The organism is Variovorax sp. EL159 (assembly GCF_900100965.1).
In the GTDB taxonomy this organism is placed as follows: Bacteria; Pseudomonadota; Gammaproteobacteria; order Burkholderiales; family Burkholderiaceae_C; genus Variovorax.
In genome coordinates this window covers 1-21,498 of sequence record NZ_FMUJ01000003.1, presented here as the reverse complement: position 1 = coordinate 21,498, position 21,498 = coordinate 1, and the positions used below count along the sequence as shown (strand labels likewise).

Below are 21,498 nucleotides of genomic sequence, written 5' to 3'. Positions count from 1 at the left end.
ATGTCCCGCACGCTCCAGCTCGCCGAACAACTCATCTCGCGCCCCTCGGTCACCCCCGACGACGCGGGCTGCCAGCAGATCCTCGGCGAGCGGCTGGCGCAACTGGGCTTCACGCTGGAAACCATCGAAAGCGGCCCGGCCGACTTTCGCGTGACCAACCTGTGGGCGGTGCGCCGCCCGGCCGGAACGGCCGCAACCAAGACGCTGGTGTTCGCCGGCCACACCGACGTGGTGCCCACCGGCCCGGTCGAGCAATGGACCAGCCACCCGTTCACGCCCACGCACCGCGACGGCAAGCTCTACGGCCGCGGCGCCTGCGACATGAAGACCTCGGTGGCCGCCTTCGTGACCTCCATCGAAGAGTTCCTGCAGGCCACGCCCGAGCCCAGGCTCACGCTGGCCCTGTTGCTCACCAGCGATGAAGAAGGCCCCGGCGTCGACGGCACCGTCATCGTCTGCAATGCGCTGGCCGCGCGCGGAGAAGTCATCGACTACTGCATCGTCGGTGAGCCCACGGCCGTCGAGCGCTGCGGCGACATGATCAAGAACGGCCGCCGCGGCACCATGAGCGGCAAGCTCACGGTCAAGGGCGTGCAGGGCCACATCGCCTACCCGCACCTGGCGAAGAACCCTGTGCATGCAGTGGCGCCCGCGCTGGCCGAACTGGTGGCCATCAACGCCGCCGGCGGCTGGGACGCCGCGAGCAACCCCTACTTCCAGCCGACCAGCTGGCAGATCAGCAATTTCCACTCGGGCGCCGGCGCGAGCAATGTGATTCCGGGCAGCGCGGTGATCGACTTCAACTTCCGCTTCTCGACCGAATCCACGCCCGAGTCGCTGCAGCAGCGCGTGCACGCCGTGCTCGACGCGCATGGCCTCGACTACACGCTGGCCTGGACCGTCGGCGGCCTGCCCTTCCTGACCACGCCCGGCGAACTGGTGGTGGCGGTGCAGGGCGCCATCCGCGAAGAAACCGGCATCGAGACCGAGCTGTCGACCAGCGGCGGCACCAGCGACGCGCGCTTCATCGCCAAGATCTGCAAGCAGGTGGTCGAACTGGGCCCGGTGAACGCCAGCATCCACAAGATCGACGAGCACATCGACGTGACCGAGATCGAGACGCTCAAAAACATCTACGTGCGCACGCTCAAGCAGCTCGACGCCGCGCTCGCCCGATGAGCACCGTCATCGAGCTGATCGAAACCGGCGCCCAGCGCCTGGCTGATGCCGGCGTGGCTTTCGGCCACGGCACGGCCAATGCCTTCGACGAAGCCGCCTGGCTGGTGCTGTGGCGCCTGAAGCTGCCGCTGGACGACATCGACGCGGTGGCCGACAAGCCCGTGTCGCCGGCCGACGCCGGCAAGGTCGTCGCGCTGATCGACGAGCGCATCGCCACGCGCAAGCCCGCCGCCTATCTCACGAAAGAGGCCTGGCTGCAGGGCGTGTCTTTCTACGTGGACGAGCGCGCCATCGTGCCGCGCAGCTTCATTGCCGAACTGATCGCCGATGGCAGCATCGACTACTGGCTTGGCCCGCACACGCAACGCGTGCTCGACCTGTGCACCGGCAATGGCAGCCTTGCCGTTATCGCGGCCCTGACCTACCCGGACGTCACCGTGGACGCGGCCGACCTCTCGGTCGAGGCGCTCGAAGTGGCAGCCATCAACGTCACCCGGCACGAACTCGATGCGCGCGTGAAGCTGGTCGAATCTGATGGCCTGGCCAAGCTGGCCGGCCCCTACGACCTGGTGCTGTGCAACCCGCCCTACGTGAACAGCGCGAGCATGGCCGCCCTGCCCGCCGAATATCGCGCCGAGCCCGAACTCGCGCTGGCCGGTGGCGTCGACGGCATGGATTTCGTGCGCCGGCTGTTCGCCGACGCGCCCTCGCGCATGAGCGAGCAGGCGGTGCTGGTGCTGGAGATCGGCAACGAACGCGATTACTTCGAGGCTGCGTTTCCGCAGCTCGAAGTGGTGTGGCTCGAAACCTCGGCAGGCGAAGACCAGGTCCTGCTCGTGACCCGGGCGGCACTCGCGTCGCTCGCGCGGCCATGACGGTGGCCTGTGCCGGCGTGCGTTAGCTGCGCCCGCCCAAGCCTCTTTTTTTCAGCCGGCCATCGGGCCGGATTTCGCAGCCACTGCTGCGCCCCCTTCATCGGGTGATGTCCCCATTTGCCCCTTCGCGCCAGGCCGCCAAGGGCCGGACGGGATAATCGCCCCCACGGTTCCTATTTCATGATTACTCTCAAAAACGTCATTCTTCGCCGCAGCGCCAAGGTTCTGCTCGACGGCGCCACCGTCACCCTCAACCCCGGCGAGAAGGTCGGGCTGGTGGGCCGCAACGGCGCCGGCAAGTCGACCCTGTTCGCCCTGCTCAATGGCACGCTGCACGAAGACGGCGGCGATTTCTCGGTGCCCAAGCAGTGGCGCATGGCCCAGGTGGCGCAGAACATGCCCGAAACCGAGGAGTCGGCCACCGACTTCGTGGTGGGCGGCGACACCCGCCTGGCCGAGCTGCGCGAGTCGCTGGCAGCCATCGAGGCCGCCTACGCCGAGAACCCCGACGATGCCGACATCGGCATGGAGCTGGCCCACGCCTACACCGACCTGGCCGATGCCGGCGAGCACGACGCCGTGCCGCGCGCACAGGCGCTGATCCTGGGGCTGGGCTTCAAGTCGCACGAGCTCGACCAGCCCGTCAACAGCTTCTCGGGCGGCTGGCGCATGCGCCTGCAGCTGGCCCGCGCGCTGATGTGCCCGAGCGACCTTCTGCTGCTCGACGAACCCACCAACCACCTGGACCTGGACGCGCTCGTCTGGCTCGAAGCCTGGCTGCAGAAGTACCCGGGAACCATGATCGTCATCAGCCACGACCGCGAGTTTCTCGATGCCGTGACCGACGTCACCCTGCACATCGCCAACGCCCAGCTCACACGCTATGGCGGCAACTACAGCAAGTTCGAGGACATGCGCGCGCTGCAGATGGAGCAGCAGCAGCAGGCCTTCGCCAAGCAGCAGGACAAGATCGCCCATCTGCAGAAGTTCATCGACCGCTTCAAGGCCAAGGCCAGCAAGGCCAAGCAGGCGCAAAGCCGGGTCAAGGCGCTGGAGCGCATGGAACGGGTGGCGCCGCTGCTGGCCGAAGCCGACTTCAGCTTCGAGTTCAAGGAGCCGGGCAACATTCCCAATCCGATGCTGTCGATCAGCAACGCGAGCTTCGGCTACGTTGTCGAGAGCGAAGAGCCCAAGACCATCCTGCGCGGCGTCAACCGCTCGGTGCTGGCGGGCCAGCGCATCGGCATCCTGGGGGCCAATGGCCAGGGCAAGTCGACGCTGGTGAAGACCATCGCGCGCGAAATGGGTGCGCTGGCGGGCCAGGTCACCGAAGGCAAGGGCCTGAACATCGGCTACTTCGCGCAGCAGGAGCTCGACGTGCTGCACCCCGGCAGCAACCCGCTCGAACACATGGTGCGCCTGGCGCGCGAGATGGGCGGCAACGCCAAGGAGCCCTCGGGCGAACAGGCGCTGCGCGGCTACCTGGGCAGCTTCAACTTCAGCGGCGACATGGTCAAGCAGCCCGTGGGCACCATGAGCGGCGGCGAAAAGGCCCGCCTTGTGCTCGCGATGATGGTGTGGCAGCGCCCCAACCTGCTGCTGCTGGACGAGCCCACCAACCACCTGGACCTGGCCACCCGCGAGGCCCTGGCCGTGGCGCTCAACGAGTTCGAGGGCACGCTGATGCTGGTGAGCCACGACCGAGCCCTGCTGCGCTCGGTGTGCGACGAGTTCTGGCTCGTGGGCCGAGGCGTGGTCGGCGACTTCGACGGCGACCTCGACGACTACCAGCGCTACCTGCTCGACGAAGCCAAGCGCCTGCGCGAAGAGGCGAAGGTCGCGGTGCGCGAGGCCGAGACCGCCGCAGCCGCTGCTGCAGCCGCGCCGGTTGCAGCAGCAGCACCGCAGCAGCGCAAGCAGGACGCCCAGGAGCGCCAGCAGCGCAGCGACCAGGCCAAGCCGATCAAGCGCGAGATCGCCCAGATCGACGAACGCCTGGCCGCGGCCGGCACCGAACGCACCGCGCTGGAGGAACGGCTGGCACAGCCGCTGCCACCGGCCGAGATCGCCGAAGCGGGCAAGCGCCTGAAGGCGATCAACGACGAAATCGGCCGCCTCGAAGAACGCTGGCTGGCCCTTTCGGATCAACTGGAAGCACTGGCCGCCTGACGCGGCAGAAAAAGGACTCCGCATGCCGTCTGCCATCGAACTCGCCCAAGGCGACGAAAAGCTGATCGCGGCGGTCCACCGCAGCCGCCGCCTGATCGGTCGCAAGGCCCTGATGGCGGCCGCCGCCAGCGCGGTACCGCTGCCCGGCATCGATTGGGCAGCCGACGCGGCCCTGCTCTCGCGGCTGGTGCCGCAGATCAGCGCCGAGTTCGGGCTCTCGGTCACCCAGGTCGAAAGGCTCGCGCCGCACCAGCGCGAGCGCATCCAGAAGGCGGCCACCACGGTGGGCGCCCTGCTGGTCGGGCGGCTGGTCACGCGCGACCTGCTGATCCGGCTGGCCAAGCACGCGGGCGTTCGCCTGACGGCCAAGCAGGCGACCAAGTACGTGCCGATTGCCGGGCAGATCGTGTCTGCCGCACTCGGCTATGCGGCGCTGCGCGCCCTGGGCGAACAGCACATCAAGGACTGCGTGCGCGTCAGCGCCACTCTCGCTCTCGCGCCGCCCGAAGCGCACGCGAGCGCCTGAGCGCCTCGCCGTCGAACAGCACCATCGCCGCGCCCAGCGCGCCGATCAGCCCGAAGGCGCCACCGCCGGCAATGCCATGGCGCGCCGCCAGAAGCCCGTAGATCAGCGTCGCGAGGGACAGCAACGCCAGCAGCGCGCACAGTGCGCGGTCGAGCCACAGGCCCGGCGACGAAGGCCTGCGCACCGTTCATTCATGAAGGCGTGGCCAGGCAAAGGGCGCCGGCCGGATGGTCGCCTCTTTCACCGCCTGTTCGTGGGCGTGCAACAGCGCCAGATAGTGGCGCGACATCACGTCGTTGACCCGCCCCAGCCCGATCTTGCTGACCGTGGGCTGCGGGATCCCGGTTCGTTCCTGTATCTGCTTTTGCGTGAGCCCCATGGCCCTCAGCGCCAGCACCAATTCACGTGGCTTCATGACAAACACTCCCTTTTTTATATTTCTCAGTTTAAAGGTAATATTCACATAGGCTTAAATCTTCAGTCCATGGAGACTATTGCCACACGCGCCAAGGCCGCCCGCAAGTACGCGAAGATGACTCAGCGCCAAGCTGAGGCCGCCTCCGGCGTCAAGCAGGCGAGCATCTCGAAGATCGAACGTGGCGACACCACGCGCACCATCGGCCTGCTGGCGCTGGCACGCGTCTACCGCGCCGACCCCAACTGGCTCGACACGGGCGACGGCCCGGCGCCCTGGGACCCGGTGCAGATCCGCAAGTCGCAGAACAGCGTCAACGAGCCCGCCGCCCTTTACCGCGTCGTGCGCGTGCCGCCGGAAGTGCCGTGCTTCGCGCCCGGCACACCCGACACCGTGCCGCTCATTTCCTGGTCGCAGGTCGCCAAGTGGGAGAAGACCAGCGCACTGACCACCGACCGCTGGATTCCCTGCGTCGCCCATCACAGCCCCGATACCTATGCGCTGCGGGTGCAGGGCGACAGCATGACCGCGCAAAGCGGCGAGTTGAAGAGCTACCCCGAAGGCTCGATCATCTTCGTCGACACCAACCTCAAGACTCCGGACGATGGCGAGCGCGTCATCGCCCGGCTCGAAGAGGGCAACCTGATCACCTTCAAGGAATTCAAGCAGCAGGACGATCGCACCTGGCTGCTGCCGCTGAACCCGAAGCACGAGCCGATCCGCACCAAGTTCACCGTGCTCGGCACCGTCATCGGAAAGTGGGAAGACGAAGACTGAGGCCCTCGCGCATCTTCACATTTCTTCACCTTCGCACGGGGGCAAAAGGTCAGGTTGCGGGCAGGTTCAAAAGAGATAGTCATGGCTCTCCCTGTGGCCTGCACTCTCTGATCCTCCCTCCTCCAGCAGGTCACCTTCCAGCCCGCCTCGTGCGGGCTGTTTTTTTTAGGGCTTGTTGCTCGCCCCCAGGCTGCGCGCACTTCATGTCGCTGCGCCAACCCTCTATCGGGGGCAACACCTGAGGCCCGACGAAGCCGGTTCCCCGGTGTTTCTGGAAGAAGACGAAGACTGCTGAAATTACTTCGGCAGCAGAACCTTGTTGACCACGTGGATCACACCGTTCGACTGGTAGACATTGGGAATGGTCACCGTGGCCGTGCCGCCCTTCTCGTCGGTGATCGTGATCTTGCCGCCCTTCTCCTTGGCAACCAGCAGGCCACCCGCCACGGTCTTGAGTTCGGCCGAACCCTTGCCCGCCTTGATCTCTTTCTTCAGTTCGGCCGCATCGAGCTTGCCGGCCACGACGTGATACGTCAGCACGCCGGTCAACGCGTCCTTGCTCTCGGGCTTGAGCAGCGTGTCGACAGTGCCGGCGGGCAGCGCGGCGAAGGCTTCGTTGGTCGGGGCGAACACGGTGAATGGACCCGGGCCCTTCAACGTATCGACCAGCCCCGCCGCCTTGACGGCAGCGACCAGCGTGGTGTGGTCCTTGGAGTTGACGGCGTTGTCGATGATGTCCTTGGTCGGTAGCATCGGCGCGCCGCCCACCATGACGGAAGCGGCCATGGCCGAGATGGCACCGACGGAAATCGCGATGGCAAGGGTCATGCCGGCGAGGCGATGGAATGTTCTTTGCATGGAGATGCTCCTGGTTGAATGGACCGCTGCAGAATCGCGGCGGCTGTCATCCATACGGGCCTCCGCCTGGAACAGATTCGACTTCGGCGAAAAGAAAAGAGGTTTTCGCAGCCAGTGCACTTCGCGCCATGCCCGCGCTTTTCGCGCCTTGTAGTACCAATTTCGTCGCACCGCTCTTGCGCCGTGGCGCGCGTGCAGCGACATTTCAGGAAAGTCAGTTACCCCGGCCTTTCCGGGTGTACAAACGCTGCCCCATGCCCCATCAAGAAAACAATGCGTTGGAGGATCACCCCAGTTCGTCGCGCGCGGCCATCGCGCGCCGGCGGCCGGGGTGGCCCGCTCATGGTGCCGTGCTCGGCGCGGCCCTGTTCCTGAGCGCCTGTGCGGTCGGTCCCGACTTCGCGACGCCCGATCTGCCAGCCGCCGCCAAGGGCGCCGACTACACGCCCGCCCCCATGCCCCCGCGAACGGCGCAGGCGGCGGTGCCGGGCGGCCAGTCGCAAGAGCTGCTGGCGGGCCGCGACATTCCCGCGCAGTGGTGGGAGGTGTTCCGCTCGGAGCCACTCGACCAGCTGATTCGTGCCTCGCTCGCGCAGAGCCCCACGCTCGCGTCCGCACAGGCCGCGCTGCGCGAAGCCGAAGCCACCTACGAAGCGAAGTCCGGCAACCTGCTGTGGCCGCAGGTCAACGCACAGCTCGGTGCGCAGCGCGAGCGGGCATCGCAGGTCACCACCCAGGTGCCGGGCGGGCAACTGCTTTCTCTTTACAACGCGTCGATCAACGTCAGCTACAACCTCGACGTGTTCGGCGGCGCGCGCCGCCAGGTCGAAGGCGCGCAGGCCGCCGTCGAGGCGCAGCGCTACCAGGTCGAGGCGGTCTACCTCACGCTGACCGCGAACCTCGTGACCACCGCCATCCGCGAAGCCTCGCTGCGGGCGCAGTTGCAGGCCACGCGCGAAGTGCTGCAGGCACAGCGCGAGCAATTGAGCGTGATCGAAAAGCAATTCGACACCGGCGCCATTCCCAAGTCGATCGTGCTGCAGCAACGCACGCAAGTCGCGCAGACGCAGGCCACCCTGCCCCCCATCGAGAAGTCGCTCGCACAAACGCGCCATCAGCTCGCGGTGTTCGCGGGGCGCCTGCCCTCCGAAGCGGGCCTGCCCGAGTTCGACCTGTCGAGCCTCACGCTGCCGCAGGCCGTGCCGCTCTCGCTGCCGTCGGAGCTGGCCCGGCAGCGGCCTGACGTGCGCGCCAGCGAAGCACAGCTGCACCAGGCCAGCGCCGCCGTCGGCGTGGCCACCGCCAACCTCTATCCGCAGATCCAGCTCTCGGGCAGCTACGGCAACAGCGCGACGCGCGCACGCGATCTGTTCAGCGGCCCGACCACCTTGTGGAGCGTCGGCGCCGGGCTCACGCAGCCGCTCTTCAATGGCGGCGCGCTGCGGGCGCAGAAACGCGCAGCAGAGGCTGCATACGACTCGGCGGCGGCGCAGTACCGCAACACCGTGCTCGGGGCCTTCCAGAACGTGGCCGATGCCTTGCGCGCGCTCGAACTCGACGCCACCGCGTTGCAGACCCAGGCCACGGCCGAATCGCTGGCCCGGCAATCGCTCGACCTGACGACGACGCAGTTTCGTGCCGGCGCCGTCAGCTATGTGCAGCTCCTGACCGCGCAGCAGGCCTGGCTCCAGACGCACACCGCGCTGGTGCAGGCCCAGGCCGCGCGCTATGCCGACACGGCCGCCCTCTTCCAGGCCCTGGGCGGCGGCTGGTGGAACCGCGGCGAACTCGCCAACGCGTCCATCGCCCCGGCCGCCGGCGCCACGCCCGCAGCGGCACCGGCGCAGAACTGAACCCCGCTGCGGCATGACCTCGCCATGCCGCAGCACCACACCCCTTCATCCATAACTCGAAGAGAAGCCTACCCATGACCCGGAGAATGATCATCATGATCGGCTGCGTGCTGCTGCTGGTCGCCGCCCTGGCGCTCGGCAAGTTCCTGCAGATCCGCGCGTTGATTGCCGCCGTGCCCAAGCCCGCCCCGCAGACCGTGTCGACGGTGCAGGTGCAGAAGCTGAACTGGCAATCGCAGTTCGCCGCGGTCGGCACGCTGAACCCGGTGCGTGGCGCCGACCTTAGCACCGAAGTGGCCGGACTGGTGCGCAACGTGCACTTCAAGTCCGGGCAGGACGTGAAGGCCGGCGCGCTGCTGGTCGAGCTGAACGCCGACTCCGACATCGCCCTGCTGCATTCCGCCGAAGCCGCCGCCGCGCAAGCCGCCATCGTGCTCAAGCGCGACCAGGCGCAGCTCGCGGTGCAGGCCGTGAGCCAGGCGCAGATCGACGCCGACACGAACGACCTGAAGGCCAAGCGCGCACAGGTCGAGCAGCAGGCCGCCGTGGTGGCCAAGAAGTCGATCCGCGCGCCCTTCTCCGGCCGCCTAGGCATCACCACGCTGAACCCGGGCCAGTACGTGAATGCGGGCGACAAGCTGGTCACGCTGCAGACGCTCGACCCGATCTACGTCGACTTCACGCTGCCGCAGCAACAGCTCTCCGGACTGGCGGTCGGCCAGGTGGTCAACCTCTCGGTCGACACTTTCCCCGGCCAGGCCTTCAGCGGCAAGATCAACGCGATCAGCCCGAAGGTGGACGCCACCACGCGCAACGTGCAGGTCGAGGCGACCATCTCGAATCCGAAGCAGTTGCTGCTGCCGGGCATGTTCGCCACCGTGAAGATCGACATCGGCGGCTCGCAGGAACAGCTCACGCTGCCCTCCACTGCCGTCACCTACAACCCGTACGGCTCGACGGTGTTCGTCGTGAAGACGGCCGATGCATTCAAGGCCGCCACCGCGCCTGCGGCACCCGCTGCCCCTGGCGCACCGGCTGCACCGGCGGCCCCTGCCAACAACAACGCGCCGAGCGGACAACAGCTCGTGGCGCAGCAGGTCTTCGTCGAGACCGGCCCGACGCGCGGCGACCAGATCGCCATCGTCAAGGGCCTGGAAGCCGGCCAGGTGGTCGTGAGCAGCGGACAGAACAAGCTGAAGAACGGCACGCCGGTCGCCGTCGACAACAGCGTCCAGCCGGCCAACAGCCCGAACCCGACGCCGCAGGAAAAGTGAGGCCGACCGCATGAACTTCACCGACATCTTCATCCGCCGGCCCGTGCTGGCGATGGTGGTGAGCCTGCTGATCGTGGTGCTGGGGCTGCGCGCGCTCTCGGGCCTGCCGGTCAACCAGTACCCGAAGACCGAGAACGGCGTGGTCACCATCAGCACCGCCTACTACGGCGCCGATGCGGCCACGGTCGCGGGCTTCATCACGCAGCCGCTCGAAGCCGCCGTGTCGCAGGCTCAGGGCATCGACTACCTGTCGTCGTCCAGCAGCCTGGGCGTGTCGACCATCACCGCCACCCTGCGGCTGAACTACGACTCGAACCGCGCGCTGACCGAGATCAACACGCAGGTCAACTCGGTGCGCAACCAGTTGCCGCCGCAGGCACAGCAGCCGGTGCTGACCGTCGCCACGGGCCAGACCACCGATGCCATGTACATCGGCTTCTACAGCGACACGCTGCCCAACAACAACGTCACCGACTTCCTGGTGCGCGTGGTGCAGCCCAAGCTCAACGCCATTCCCGGCGTGCAGACCGCTGAAATCCTGGGCGCGCGCACCTTCGCGCTGCGCGCCTGGCTCGATGCGCAAAAAATGGCCGCCTTCGGCGTGACCGCCACCGACGTGAGCGCGGCGCTGTCGGCCAACAACTACCTGGCGGCCGTGGGCGCGAGCAAGGGCCAGATGGTGACCGTGCCGCTGACGGCCGGCACCTCGCTGCACAGCGTGGACGAGTTCAAGCAGCTGTCGGTCAAGAGCGCCAACGGCGCGATCGTGCGGCTGCAGGACGTGGCCACCGTCACGCTGGGTTCCGAGAACTACGACTTCAACGTCGCGTTCAACGGCGTGCGCTCGGTGTTCATCGGTATCAAGGTCGCGCCCGAGGCCAACATCCTCGAGGTGGCCAAGCAGGTGCGCACGACCTTCCCCGAGCTGCAGGCACAGCTGCCCAGCGGCCTGACCGGCAAGATCGTCTACGACTCCACCGACTTCATCAACACCTCCATCAGCGAAGTGATCAAGACGCTGGTCGAGGCGCTGCTGATCGTGACGGTGGTGATCTACCTCTTCCTGGGCAGCCTGCGCGCAGTGCTGGTGCCGGTGATCGCGATGCCGCTGTCGCTGATCGGCACCTTCTTCGTGATGCTGGTGCTGGGCTACTCGATCAACCTGCTCACGCTGCTGGCGCTCGTGCTGGCGATCGGTCTGGTGGTGGACGACGCGATCATCGTGGTCGAGAACGTCGACCGCCACATGCGGGAGGGCAAGACACCCATGCAGGCCGCGCTGCTCGCGGCGCGTGAGCTGGGCGGGCCCATTCTGGCGATGACCGTGGTGCTGGTGGCCGTGTACGTGCCCATCGGCTTCCAGGGCGGCCTGACCGGTTCGCTCTTCACCGAGTTCGCCTTCACGCTCGCAGGGGCGGTGGTGGTGTCGGGCGTGGTGGCGCTCACGCTGTCGCCCATGATGTGCTCGCGCATCTTCAAGCCCGAGCAGGACAGCGGCAAGTTCGCGATGAAGATCGAGCACATCTTCGAGCGCGTGCACCATCGCTACCAGCTCATCCTGCGCGGCGTGCTGCGCACCTGGCCGGTGATGATCGTGATGGGCGTCATCCTCATCGGGCTCTTGTTCGTGATGTTCAAGATGTCGAAGTCGGAGCTGGCACCTGAAGAAGACCAGGGCATCGTGCTGTCGCAGGTGGTGGGTGCGCCCACGGCCACCATCACGCAGATGCAGACCTACGCCGACCAGATCTTCAAGGTCGCGCACGACACGCCCGAATACGCGCAGCTGTTCCAGCTGACCGGCGTGCCGAGCACCAACGCGGGCATTGCCGGCGTGCTGCTCAAGCCCTGGGACGAGCGCACGCGCAGCGCGCACGACATCCAGACCGACCTGCAAAAGCGCTGGAACGGCATTGCCGGCGCCAAGGTGGTGGCCTTCCAGTTCCCGGCGCTGCCGGGCGCCTCGGGCCTGCCGGTGCAGTTCGTGATCAAGACCACGGAGCCGTTCGAGAACCTCAACACGCTCGCGCAGCAGATCATGGACAAGGCGCGCGCGGACGGAAAGTTCTACTACATCGATGCCGACCTGAAGATCGACCTGCCGCAGGCCACCGTGGTGGTCGACCGCGACAAGATCGCGTCGCTCGGCATCACGCAGCAGGACGTGGGCAACGCGCTCGGCGCGGCGCTGGGCGGCGGCTACGTCAACTACTTCTCGATCTCGGGCCGCTCCTACAAGGTGATCCCGCAGGTGCAGCAGGTCGACCGGCTCAACCCCTCGGACGTGCTGAACTTCTACATCAAGACGCCCAACGGCGTGGTGCCGGCCAGCACGGTCGCGAGCCTGAAGTACACGGTGCAGCCCGAGACGGTGAACCACTTCCAGCAGCTGAACTCCGTGACCATCCAGGGCGTGCCCAGCGGCACGCAGGGCGAAACGCTGGAGTACCTGCGCGGCGTGGTGCAGCAGCTGGCACCAAGCGGCTATACGGTCGACTACTCGGGGCAGTCGCGCCAGTTCGTGCAGGAGTCGGGCAACTTCGCCATCACCTTCGTGTTTGCGCTGATCATCGTGTTCCTGGCACTGGCCGCGCAGTTCGAGAGCTTCCGCGACCCGGTGGTGATCCTGGTGTCGGTGCCGCTCGCCCTCTTCGGCGCCATGATCTTCATCTTCTGGGGCTTCGCCTCGATGAACATCTACACGCAGGTCGGGCTGGTCACGCTGATGGGCCTCATCAGCAAGCACGGCATCCTGATCGTCGAAGTGGCGAACCGCCTGCAGAAGCAGGGCCTGAGCAAGCTCGACGCCATCGTCGAGGCCTCCGGCACCCGGCTGCGCCCGATCCTGATGACGACGGCGGCCATGGTGTTCGGCGTGCTGCCGCTGGTCATTGCCTCGGGTGCCGGTGCTGCAGGTCGCAAGGCGATGGGCATCGTGATCTTCAGCGGGTTGTCGATCGGCACGCTGTTCACGCTGTTCGTGGTGCCGGCGATGTACCTGTTCATCGCGGCGCGCCACGAGAAGGAAGAGCAACAACCGGCAGCCGAAACGCCGGCGCTCGGCGGCCCCGGCCACGGGTCGGTGGCACCCGAAGCCTGATCGCTTCCCCCTCAGCAAAAAGCCCGCAGTCGAAAAGACTGCGGGCTTTTTTGATGGGCTGGCCTTGCGGCCTTTTGCTTCAGTCGCAGCGGTAGACGACTTCTCCGGCGGGAACGCCGGCTGCCGGGTCTTCCGCTCCCTGGTTGGCCAGGAAGCGCATCGGCGCGCCAAAGTTGCGGCAGTAGTTCTCCGCATCCTGCGCGGTCGGCGACTTGAAGACGCCGTCGCCGAGCGAGGTATAGCGAGGGGCGGCTCGCGTGACACACCCGGCGGCCGACGCGGCCAGGACGAGAACGGAAAGAGCAATGAAGGGGCGCATCGGAAGGAGCAGTTGCCGCAGCTTGAACTGGAAATGAGGAACGGCGACTGTAGCGCCCTTCGCGCCCCCTGCTTCAACGGACCATTTCAGCGCATCACTTCAGCGTCATGGCGAACACGTGCATGACCGCGCCGTTGTCGGTCTGGAACGGCAGCGTCACGCTCTTGACCATGCGCTGCTTGTCCAGGCCGGCGTCCCAGTAGAAGACGAAGGCCTTGGTGGTGTCCGCCTTGCCGCTCTTGTCGACGCGGTGGTCGGTGGTCAGCGCAACCTTGTTGTAGGCACCCACCTTGCCCCCGCCGCCGCCCAGGGTCCAGTCGTCGAAGCGCAGGTCGAAGCCCTGGCTGGTGCCATCGGTGTAGGTCACCGTCAGCTTGCCCGTGGGCGCGGTCGACGCGACGGTGGCGCTGCCGAGCAAGGCCAGCGTGCCTGCCGCCTGCGGCTTGGCGAAGCTCAGCGTCTGCCCTTGCACGACCATGTTGTCGAGCCCCGCCTTGCCGTCCGGCCATGTGAAGTCGATGCCGTTGAAGGACACGGTGCCGCCCGGCGTGGCACCCGCCGCGGCCAGTGCCTTCGCCGAATAGCTCCAGCCGCCCATGTCGAAGGTGTAGCCCTCCAGCGAGCGGTCGGTGGCCTGGCCGTCGACGCCGATGCCACGATTGCTCAGCGCCGCGTCGAGGCTGTCGAAACCGTCGAGCCCGAACGACGGCATCCGCGCGGCCGAGTCCTTGCCCCACTGCGATTCGCCGGTGCCCAGCGCAAAGCCCAGCGTCGATTCTTTCTTGAGGTCCGCCAGCCACACCCACGGCATGTCGATCGCCTGCCCGTCCAGCTTCAGGCTCTGGATGTAGGGCGCGTTGGTGCCGGCACCGGAGGCATCGAGCGTGAGCTTCTTCGCGCCATCGGCCCAGCGGATCACCACCTGGTCGAAGACCGGGCTGCCGATGGTCAGGCCGCCGACCGACTGGATCTCGGGGTAGAGCCCCATCGCCGCCCACACGTACCAGGACGACACGGCACCCAGGTCGTCGTTGCCCGGCAGCCCACCCGCGTCATCGAAGAACACGGTGTTGATCACGTCGCGCACCACCTTCTGGGTGCGCCACGGCGTGCCCGTCCAGTTGTAGAGCCACGGCGTGGCAAAGCTCGGCTCGTTGCCGACATAGAAGTTCGGCTTGTTCATGCCCGCGTTCAGGTCCTGAAAGAACGCATCGAGCCGGGTGACCACCGCGGCATTGCCGCCGACCAGCCCGATCAGGCCACGCGCGTCGTACGCCGACATCCAGGTGTACTGCTCGGCATTGCCCTCCACCATGTCCGCATTGGCCGTCGGGTCGAACATCCAGCTGCCGTCGCGAAAGCGTGGCAGGAGCTGCTTGCGGTCGGTGTTGAACTGGTTCTTCCAGTTGGCCGAACGGCTGAGGAACAGGCGGTGGTTCGTCGTGTCGCCCAGCGCCTTGGCCATCTGCGAGGTCGCGAAGTCGGCCGTCGCGAATTCGAAGGTCAGCGAGCCGGCCCACCAGCCGTTGTCCTTGGCGGCATAGCCGCGCGTCAGGTAGTCGCCCATGCGGTTGGCGTCGTCGCGCAGGCCGCTGCCGGTGCACCTGAGGTCGGCCTTGTTGCCGACCAGGGTCATGTAGCCGAGCGCCTTCTTCGCGTCGAAGTTCGTCGCACCGAAGGCGTAGGCGCCCGCGACCGTCGGCACGCCGGAGTCGCCCGGCATGATGCCCTGGTCCGAGTTGACCGGCGCCCAGCGCGGAATGGCGCCGCACTGGTCGGCGTCGTTCACCAGCGACTGCATCATGTCGCTGGCCTCTCGCGGAAACAGCATGCCGGTCAGCGGCATCAGGCTGCGGTAGATGTCCCAGTTCGAGAAGTTGACGTACTGCGTGCGGCCGTCCTGCACCTGATGCACCGCCTGGTCGAAGCCGATGTAGTCGCCGGTCACGTCGCTGTTGATGTTTGGCGAAAGCAGCGCGTGATAGAGCGCGGTGTAGAACTTGCGCCTTTCGGTCTGCGTGCCGCCGCGCGTCTGGATGGCGTTCAGCCGGTCGTTCCATGCGTCGGATGCGGCGGTGCGCACGGTGTCGAAGCTCCAGCCGGGGCTTTCTTTTTCCAGGTTCTTGCGCGCGTTGTCGCTGCTCACGTACGACAGGCCGATCTTCATCATCACCGCCGGCTTGCTGCCGGTGGCAAAGCTCACGTTGGCCTTGCCGCCCTTGATGGTGGCGGTGATCTCGCGATCGAACTTTGCGTAGAAGTACAGCTTGTACGTGCGCGCGCCACAGAAATTGCCGCCCACCGTGGAGCCCGAAAGGCCGTCCTTTCCTTCCAGCTGGATCGCGCCCGTGGTGGAGGCGATGGTGTTGGTGCGGGTGGCATCGATCACCAGGTACGGTGTCTTGCGGGTGCTGTCCAGCGCCGACTGCGCCGGGTAGGTGAAGCGGCCGAAGCCGGTGCGGGAAGTGGCCGTCAGCTCGGTGGTCACGCCGTCTTTCAGTGTGACCTTGTAGTAGCCGGGGCTGGCCTCTTCGTCCTTGTGGTCGAAGTTTTCCTGGGCGCCGGGACCGACCGAGGCTGTGTCGAAGGTCGGCATGACCGGCAGCTCGCCCTCGTTGCCGTCGCAGCCCGAGCCGCTCATCTGCGTGAGCGGAAAGCCGATGATGGTTTTCTCTTTGTAGATGTAGCCCACGGGGTGGTCGGTGCCGCCGTTGCTCGGCGTCATCGGTGTCCACTGCACCATGCCGAAGGGCGTGGTTGCCCCCGGAAAGGTGCCGCCGCGCGCGCCGGCCGGTACGGGGTCGGAGGCCGGCTTGGTCGCATCCGCCGTGCCGACGAAGGGGTTCACGTAGCCGGTCAGCGATTGCTTGGTGAACGCCTCCACCGGCGTTGCGGGCGGCGGTGCGGCGGTCTTCACCGGCAGTGCCGCCGTGTCCGTGGGCGAGCCGGTGCCCGCGACGGTGACGAGGCTTTCGCCACCCGCACTGCCTGCACTGCCCGTGCTGCCCGCAGCGCCGCTCCCGAGCCCGGCCAGCGATGTGCTCGATCCGCCACCACCGCAACCGAAAAGAGATGCCGCGCTCAAGGCGACCGCGAGCACCCGTGTCCGATGAATCTTCATCATGGTCATGTCTCCTGGATTTCCGATGACAGGGGCGGCCTGCGCCCCAAAGCGAAGCCGATGCGGCTGCTTCGTCGAAAGGAGGCGGCTCCCCGCCCCTTGCTTTGCTGCACGCGCGTCAAGCCGCGCGGCAGTTCAACCCGGCGACGCGGTCGCCTTGGTGTAGTCGGCGGCGGGGCCTGAAGGCGGCGTCAATGCCGGATCGGAGGCCCAGTCGGTGGGCGTGGGCGACAGCGTGAAGCTGAGCGTTCCGCCGCCCCTGATCTTGTCCAGCGGCAGCCACGACCCTGCGTAGGCCGTTCCGTTGAGCTTCATCTCGCCGATGTAGCGCACGTCGTCGAGCAGCGCCTGCCGGTCGGCCTCGATGCGCAGCTTCTTTCCGTTGCCCAGCCAGAGCGTCATGCCCGAGAACTGCGGCGTCGATACCGCCAACCCCGGTGCCGAGGGGATCACCGGATACAGGCCCATCGCCGCCCACACATACCAGCCCGACGTGGCGCCCATGTCGTCATTGCCCGGCAGGCCACCTGCGCCCAGCGAGAAGTTCTTCTTCAGGATGACCGGGATGATGTACTGCGCGTACTTGGCCGAGCCGATCCAGTTGTAGGCCCACGGCGTCTGGAAGGCGGGCTCGTTGCCGATGTAGTAGCCGGAGGAGCTTTCGCCGCCGTTCAGCTTCCTGCCGCTCGGGTCGGGCCCCTTGGTCGGGTCCACCGCATTCACGCTGAACAGGTCGCTGAGCCGCTTGAGCGCCGCGGTCCTGCCGCCGAGCTTGTCGACAAGGCGGGTCCAGTCGTAGGCAAAGGTCCAGATGTAGTTCTGCTCGGTCGACTCGTGGAAGTCGCCGCTGCCCGACCAGTCGCCGGCCGCGGTCTTCGACTGCAGCGACTTCGTGGCGTCGTTGAAGATGTTCTGCCAGTTGCCGGCCCGCTTGAACACCTTCTGAATCACGCCGTCGTCGGCAACCCTCGTGTCGGGGAGCGCATCGAGAAACGCACCGACCGAGCGGTCCGTGGTGATCGCTTCGAGCGTGGTCGACGAGGGCTTGTCGTACTGCCTGTCGGACGGAATCCAGCCGAGCTTGATGTAGTCGATGCGGCTGTCGCCCGGCTTGCCGATCGCGAACTTGTCGTTGCACTGGCTGTTCGTGTCACCGACCGACTGGAGCATGAATTTGCGCGCCGTCGCCAGGTCGAACTTTCTCGCGCCGAACAGGTAGGAGCCCGCGACGACCGTGGGCGCGTGGTCGCCGTTCATCGGCACGGTGTCTTCGCTGCCGTCCACCCAGTGCGGAAAGGCGCCGCATTGCTGCGCGTCGGCCACCAGCGACTGGATCATCTCGCTGGCCTCGTCGGGCGCGATGAGCGCCAGCAGCTGCGACTGGCTGCGGTAGGTGTCCCACATCGAGAAGCCGCTGTAGTGGGTCTTGTAGCCCGCGTCCTTTCCATCGACCTTGAACTTGTAGTTGGCGACGTTCTCGTTGGCCCGCGTGGGCAGCACGTCGTTGGATTGAGAAAGATCGACCTGCTTCATGCTGCGGTAGTCGCCATTGACGTCGCTGTAGACCGTCGGGCCGCTGTAGACGCGGTAGAGCGCGGTATAGAACTTCGTCAGCTGTGTGACGGCATCGTCCTTCTTCTTTGCATCGACCTTGTCGATCTCGCCTGCTTTCGCAAGGTCGAGCTGCACGACGTTCAACCGGCTGTTCCAGTTGTTGTCGGCCGCCGTCCTGACCGTGGCGAAAGACCAGTCGGCGTTTTCCGCATCGAGGTTCTTCCTGGCGTTGACGGTGCTGACCGAAGAGATCCCGACCTTGACCTGCACCGCAAGGTCTGCCGCGCCCAAATCGAACTGCAGGATCGCGGCCTTGCCCGATACGGCGGAGCTTGCCTTCAGCGGCTTGTCGAAGGTCGCGTAGTAGTAGACGGGCTGCTTCCACGTGCCGCCGCAGAACTCGTTCGCAACGGCGGTGCCGGAGACGGACTTGCGGTCGTCGCTCAGCTTGATGTCCGTGAGGTCGGTGTAAGGAACGCCCTCCTGGTTGGGGTTGTTGCGGGCTGAGTCGATGACGAGGAAGGCCTTGTCTTTGTCCGTGTAGCTGATCTTCGCCATGCCGGTGCGCGTCGTCGCGGTCAGCTCGCTGGTGATGCCGTTGTCGAACTTCACCTTGTAGTAGCCGGGCGCGGCCGACTGGTTGGCCTTGTCGTAGGAGAGGCCGTCCGAAGAGATCGCGGCGTTGGTGCTGTTCGGCAGCAAGGCCACCGCCCCCTGCCCTCTGCAGCCGGGGCCGTTGAGGTGGGTCATGCTGAAGTAGCGGATGGCCTTGTCGTCGTAGTAGTAGCCGCCCGAGCCGAAGCCCCACGGCGCGTTGCTCCCTTTCGTGTCGGGGCCGAAGCTCACCATGCCGAAGGGCGTCTGGGCACCGGGATTGACGTTGCCGGAGTGGCCGCTGCCGGTGTCGGATATCTTCGTTCCGACGAACAGGTTGACGTACTTCGTCAGCGCCGGAATGTCGACGCGCGAGTCCGCTGCTGGTGCTGGTGCTGGTGCTGGTGTCGGTGTCGGTGTCACCGTGCCGCCATCCGGCCTCGCAACCGGTCCGCTCGCGACCTCGGACGCATCCGGCGGCGTTGACGTTGCGGTGGGTGTCGTTGTTGTCGTCGCCGTCGTCGTCATCGGCAACGGACCGCTGAAGCCGCCCGAGCTGCCACCGCCGCAGCCACCCAGCAACGACACGGCGACCAGCCCCGCCGCCAGGTTTCCGCACGCGCTTTTCTTTTCCATGTTGTCTCCCTTTGCTGCTTGCACATCGCCCGGAGCCCGAGCGCCAAACGGGCGCAGTGTATGTACGCCCTCCGCGCAAGCGCGCTTGTGATTTCCCGAACGAAACACAGCGCTGGCAAGGAAACAAATCGGCGTGCTTCCTCTCCCCGCGCGGCTGGTGCGCGTGTGAAGCACTGCCTCGACAACCCATTGCAGTCGCAGTAACAATGATGTCTTCCAAGTGACCGCACCACCCCTGAACGATCCATGCCCGTAACCATCCGCGATGTGGCCGAGGCCTCCGGCGTCTCCATCAGCACCGTCTCGCGTGCGTTGAAGAACCAGCGTGGCCTGTCCGACGACACACGTCGGTTGATCCGGCAAGTGGCGCGCGAGATCGGCTACAACTCCGGGCGCCTGCGCGGGGCCAAGGCCAAGCAGCTGGCCTTCATGGTGCACAGGCAACACAGCCACTTTTCGACCAACCCGTTCTTCTCGGACGTGCTGCATGGCGTCGAAGAGGCATGCCGCAAGTTCGGCATCGTGCCCACGCTGCTGACCTGCGGGCCGACCGATCCGATCCGCGAGCAGTTGCGCATGCACGAGCCCGACATGGTGCTGGCGGCCGGCTACTTCGAGAGCGAGGTGCTCGACATGGTCGCGGGGCTGGACCTGCCGATCGCGCTCATCGATTGCTCGCTGCGCGACCTTCCTTCGGTGAACCCCGACAACGCGGTGGGCGGCTACCTGGCCACCCAGCACCTGCTGGACATCGGCCGCCGGCGCATCGCCTACATCGCGGGCTCGCTGGCGCACGTGAGCATCCTGGAGCGTGCGCAGGGCTATCGCCGCGCGCTGTTCGAAGCCGGCATCCTGGCCGACCCCGAACTCGAGGTGGTGGCACCGCCAGGGCAACTGCACGACCTCGGCGCGATGGCGGCCATGCAGCAACTGCTGCGGCTGCGCAGGCCACCCGATGCCGTGTTCGCCTACAACGATGCGGCAGCGCTGGCGGCGCTGGCGACTTGCCGGCAGGCAGGCCTGTCGGTGCCGGGCGACATCGCCATCGTCGGCTTCGACGACACCCTGGCCGCCGCGCAGGCCGACCCGCCGCTGACCACCCTGCGCGTGGACCGGCAGGAGCTTGGGCGCTTCGGCGTCGAGCTGGTGATGCAGGGGTCTTCCATGCCCAGGCTCAACACGCTGCCGGTCGAGCTGATCGTGCGGGCCAGCACCCGGGCCTGACGCCTGCCCCGAAGGCCGTGCCGCGATGCCGGCGCGGCGTGATGCCCGGTGCTTTGTTGCGCTGGCCATGCTGTGTTTCGTTCGGGAAATCACAAGATGCCGCACGAAATCGCGCTCCTACACTGCGTGCCGTCACACATCGGGCACCCGCATCCGGGCCCCGTTGACAAGACGCAGCACAAGAAAGAGGAGCCGCCACACATGCCGACGAACTGCACGCACACACCGTGGATGCCTGCGCGCCGTCCCCCGCTGTCGCCTTCCGTCGAGCCCGGGCTTCGTGCCGCGCCTTTCTCTTTTCATGACCGCTTCGCACATCGCCCGATGAGGCGATAGCGCGCCCTCTTCCCCCTTTCCCCCTCTCCGTCTGAGCGTGACACCGCCGGTTTCCGGCCGGTGCGGGACAGCTTGTGCCCGAAGCGCCCGGACGGCCCTTGCGTACCTCCCACAACAACCACCTGACCAAGGAGACAACCGTGAAATTCAAGCTGAACCGAACCACTGCCGCAGCCCTCGTGCTGTTCGCCGGCATCCACGGACTGGCCCATGCCCAGTCGATGGACACGCCCACGGACGCACCACCCGAAGCCGAGGTCAAGACCGACCCCACCAAGGACTTCATCAAGAAGGTCAACGACGCCACCGGCCTGGAGTTCTGGGGCTACGGCCGCGGCGGCTTCTTCGGCGCGCCCAAGGGTGCACCCAAAGGCGGCTACTCGCTGGGCGGCGACCTGCAGAAGTACCGCCTGGGCAACGAGGGCGACAACTACCTGGAATTCGGCATCGGCAAGAAGTTCGACCTGGGCGGCGGCATCAAGTGGGGCGTGTTCTACATGCCCACGATCTACAACGGCAAGAGCGGCACGGCGCAGGCCTACTTCTCGCTCAGCGGCATCTTCGGCAACAGCGCCACGCTGTGGGCCGGCCAGCGCTACCACCGCATCCAGGACGTGCACATCGTGGACAAATGGGTGGTGGAGGACGGCGACAACTACGGCGCCGGCATCGACGACATTCCGCTGGG

General features: G+C 66.6%; 16 protein-coding genes. 10 read left to right on the top strand and 6 right to left on the bottom strand.

What is annotated here, in order from left to right; all coding sequences use genetic code 11:
- From dapE to BLQ28_RS12235, 4 genes are all read left to right on the top strand, one after another.
- The gene (gene dapE, locus BLQ28_RS12250) at positions 1 to 1,179 is read left to right on the top strand and encodes a succinyl-diaminopimelate desuccinylase (RefSeq protein WP_093239511.1); all 1,179 of its coding nucleotides are present in this window, start codon (positions 1 to 3) and stop codon (positions 1,177 to 1,179) included.
- Positions 1,176 to 2,054: a 50S ribosomal protein L3 N(5)-glutamine methyltransferase gene (prmB, locus tag BLQ28_RS12245; RefSeq protein ID WP_093239510.1), complete on the top strand. Its 879-nt coding sequence runs from the start codon at positions 1,176 to 1,178 to the stop codon at positions 2,052 to 2,054. Before dapE ends, prmB begins: the two co-directional genes overlap by 4 nt.
- Before the next feature lie 180 nt (positions 2,055 to 2,234).
- Positions 2,235 to 4,223: an ABC-F family ATP-binding cassette domain-containing protein gene (locus BLQ28_RS12240; RefSeq protein ID WP_093239508.1), complete on the top strand. Its 1,989-nt coding sequence runs from the start codon at positions 2,235 to 2,237 to the stop codon at positions 4,221 to 4,223.
- A 22-nt stretch (positions 4,224 to 4,245) separates the two neighbouring features.
- Positions 4,246 to 4,749: a hypothetical protein gene (locus tag BLQ28_RS12235; protein ID WP_093239507.1), complete on the top strand. Its 504-nt coding sequence runs from the start codon at positions 4,246 to 4,248 to the stop codon at positions 4,747 to 4,749.
- Here the strand turns inward: BLQ28_RS12235 and BLQ28_RS12230 are convergent.
- Both BLQ28_RS12230 and BLQ28_RS12225 read right to left on the bottom strand, forming a co-directional pair.
- Entirely contained in the window at positions 4,700 to 4,933 is a 234-nt protein-coding gene (locus tag BLQ28_RS12230) for a hypothetical protein (protein ID WP_093239505.1), read from the bottom strand. The genes BLQ28_RS12235 and BLQ28_RS12230 overlap by 50 nt on opposite strands.
- A gap of 3 nt (positions 4,934 to 4,936) precedes the next feature.
- A complete protein-coding gene (locus BLQ28_RS12225) occupies positions 4,937 to 5,164 on the bottom strand; it encodes a helix-turn-helix domain-containing protein (protein ID WP_093239504.1) in 228 nt (75 codons plus the stop codon).
- Positions 5,165 to 5,233: 69 nt separating this feature from the next.
- On the opposite strand from BLQ28_RS12225, the gene BLQ28_RS12220 reads away from it, so the two are divergent.
- Entirely contained in the window at positions 5,234 to 5,941 is a 708-nt protein-coding gene (locus tag BLQ28_RS12220) for a helix-turn-helix domain-containing protein (protein ID WP_093239503.1), read from the top strand.
- Between the two features lie 297 nt (positions 5,942 to 6,238).
- Here BLQ28_RS12220 and BLQ28_RS12215 read toward each other — a convergent pair whose 3' ends face one another.
- Positions 6,239 to 6,799, bottom strand: a complete 561-nt coding sequence (locus tag BLQ28_RS12215; RefSeq protein WP_093239502.1) for a fasciclin domain-containing protein — start codon at positions 6,797 to 6,799, stop codon at positions 6,239 to 6,241.
- A 254-nt stretch (positions 6,800 to 7,053) separates the two neighbouring features.
- On the opposite strand from BLQ28_RS12215, the gene BLQ28_RS12210 reads away from it, so the two are divergent.
- From BLQ28_RS12210 to BLQ28_RS12200, 3 genes are all read left to right on the top strand, one after another.
- Positions 7,054 to 8,652, top strand: a complete 1,599-nt coding sequence (locus BLQ28_RS12210) for an efflux transporter outer membrane subunit (RefSeq protein ID WP_143012479.1) — start codon at positions 7,054 to 7,056, stop codon at positions 8,650 to 8,652.
- 74 nt (positions 8,653 to 8,726) lie between these two features.
- Complete coding sequence (locus BLQ28_RS12205) at positions 8,727 to 9,926, top strand: efflux RND transporter periplasmic adaptor subunit (protein ID WP_093239500.1); 1,200 nt, start codon at positions 8,727 to 8,729, stop codon at positions 9,924 to 9,926.
- Between the two features lie 10 nt (positions 9,927 to 9,936).
- Positions 9,937 to 13,026, top strand: a complete 3,090-nt coding sequence (locus BLQ28_RS12200) for an efflux RND transporter permease subunit (RefSeq protein ID WP_093239499.1) — start codon at positions 9,937 to 9,939, stop codon at positions 13,024 to 13,026.
- Positions 13,027 to 13,105: 79 nt separating this feature from the next.
- Here BLQ28_RS12200 and BLQ28_RS12195 read toward each other — a convergent pair whose 3' ends face one another.
- The 3 genes from BLQ28_RS12195 to BLQ28_RS12185 form a co-directional block, all read right to left on the bottom strand.
- Positions 13,106 to 13,345, bottom strand: a complete 240-nt coding sequence (locus tag BLQ28_RS12195; RefSeq protein ID WP_093239497.1) for a hypothetical protein — start codon at positions 13,343 to 13,345, stop codon at positions 13,106 to 13,108.
- A gap of 94 nt (positions 13,346 to 13,439) precedes the next feature.
- Complete coding sequence (locus tag BLQ28_RS12190; protein WP_256327275.1) at positions 13,440 to 16,469, bottom strand: GH92 family glycosyl hydrolase; 3,030 nt, start codon at positions 16,467 to 16,469, stop codon at positions 13,440 to 13,442.
- 132 nt (positions 16,470 to 16,601) lie between these two features.
- Positions 16,602 to 19,250 (bottom strand): GH92 family glycosyl hydrolase, encoded by a 2,649-nt coding sequence (locus tag BLQ28_RS12185; RefSeq protein ID WP_256327274.1) that lies wholly within the window; start codon positions 19,248 to 19,250, stop codon positions 16,602 to 16,604.
- A 246-nt stretch (positions 19,251 to 19,496) separates the two neighbouring features.
- Between BLQ28_RS12185 and BLQ28_RS12180 the strand changes: the two genes are divergently transcribed.
- Both BLQ28_RS12180 and BLQ28_RS12175 read left to right on the top strand, forming a co-directional pair.
- On the top strand, positions 19,497 to 20,474 hold the full coding sequence (locus BLQ28_RS12180) for a LacI family DNA-binding transcriptional regulator (protein ID WP_093239494.1): 978 nt from the start codon (positions 19,497 to 19,499) through the stop codon (positions 20,472 to 20,474).
- A 476-nt stretch (positions 20,475 to 20,950) separates the two neighbouring features.
- The coding region (locus BLQ28_RS12175; protein WP_256327273.1) for a carbohydrate porin at positions 20,951 to 21,498 on the top strand (548 nt) is incomplete at its 3' end.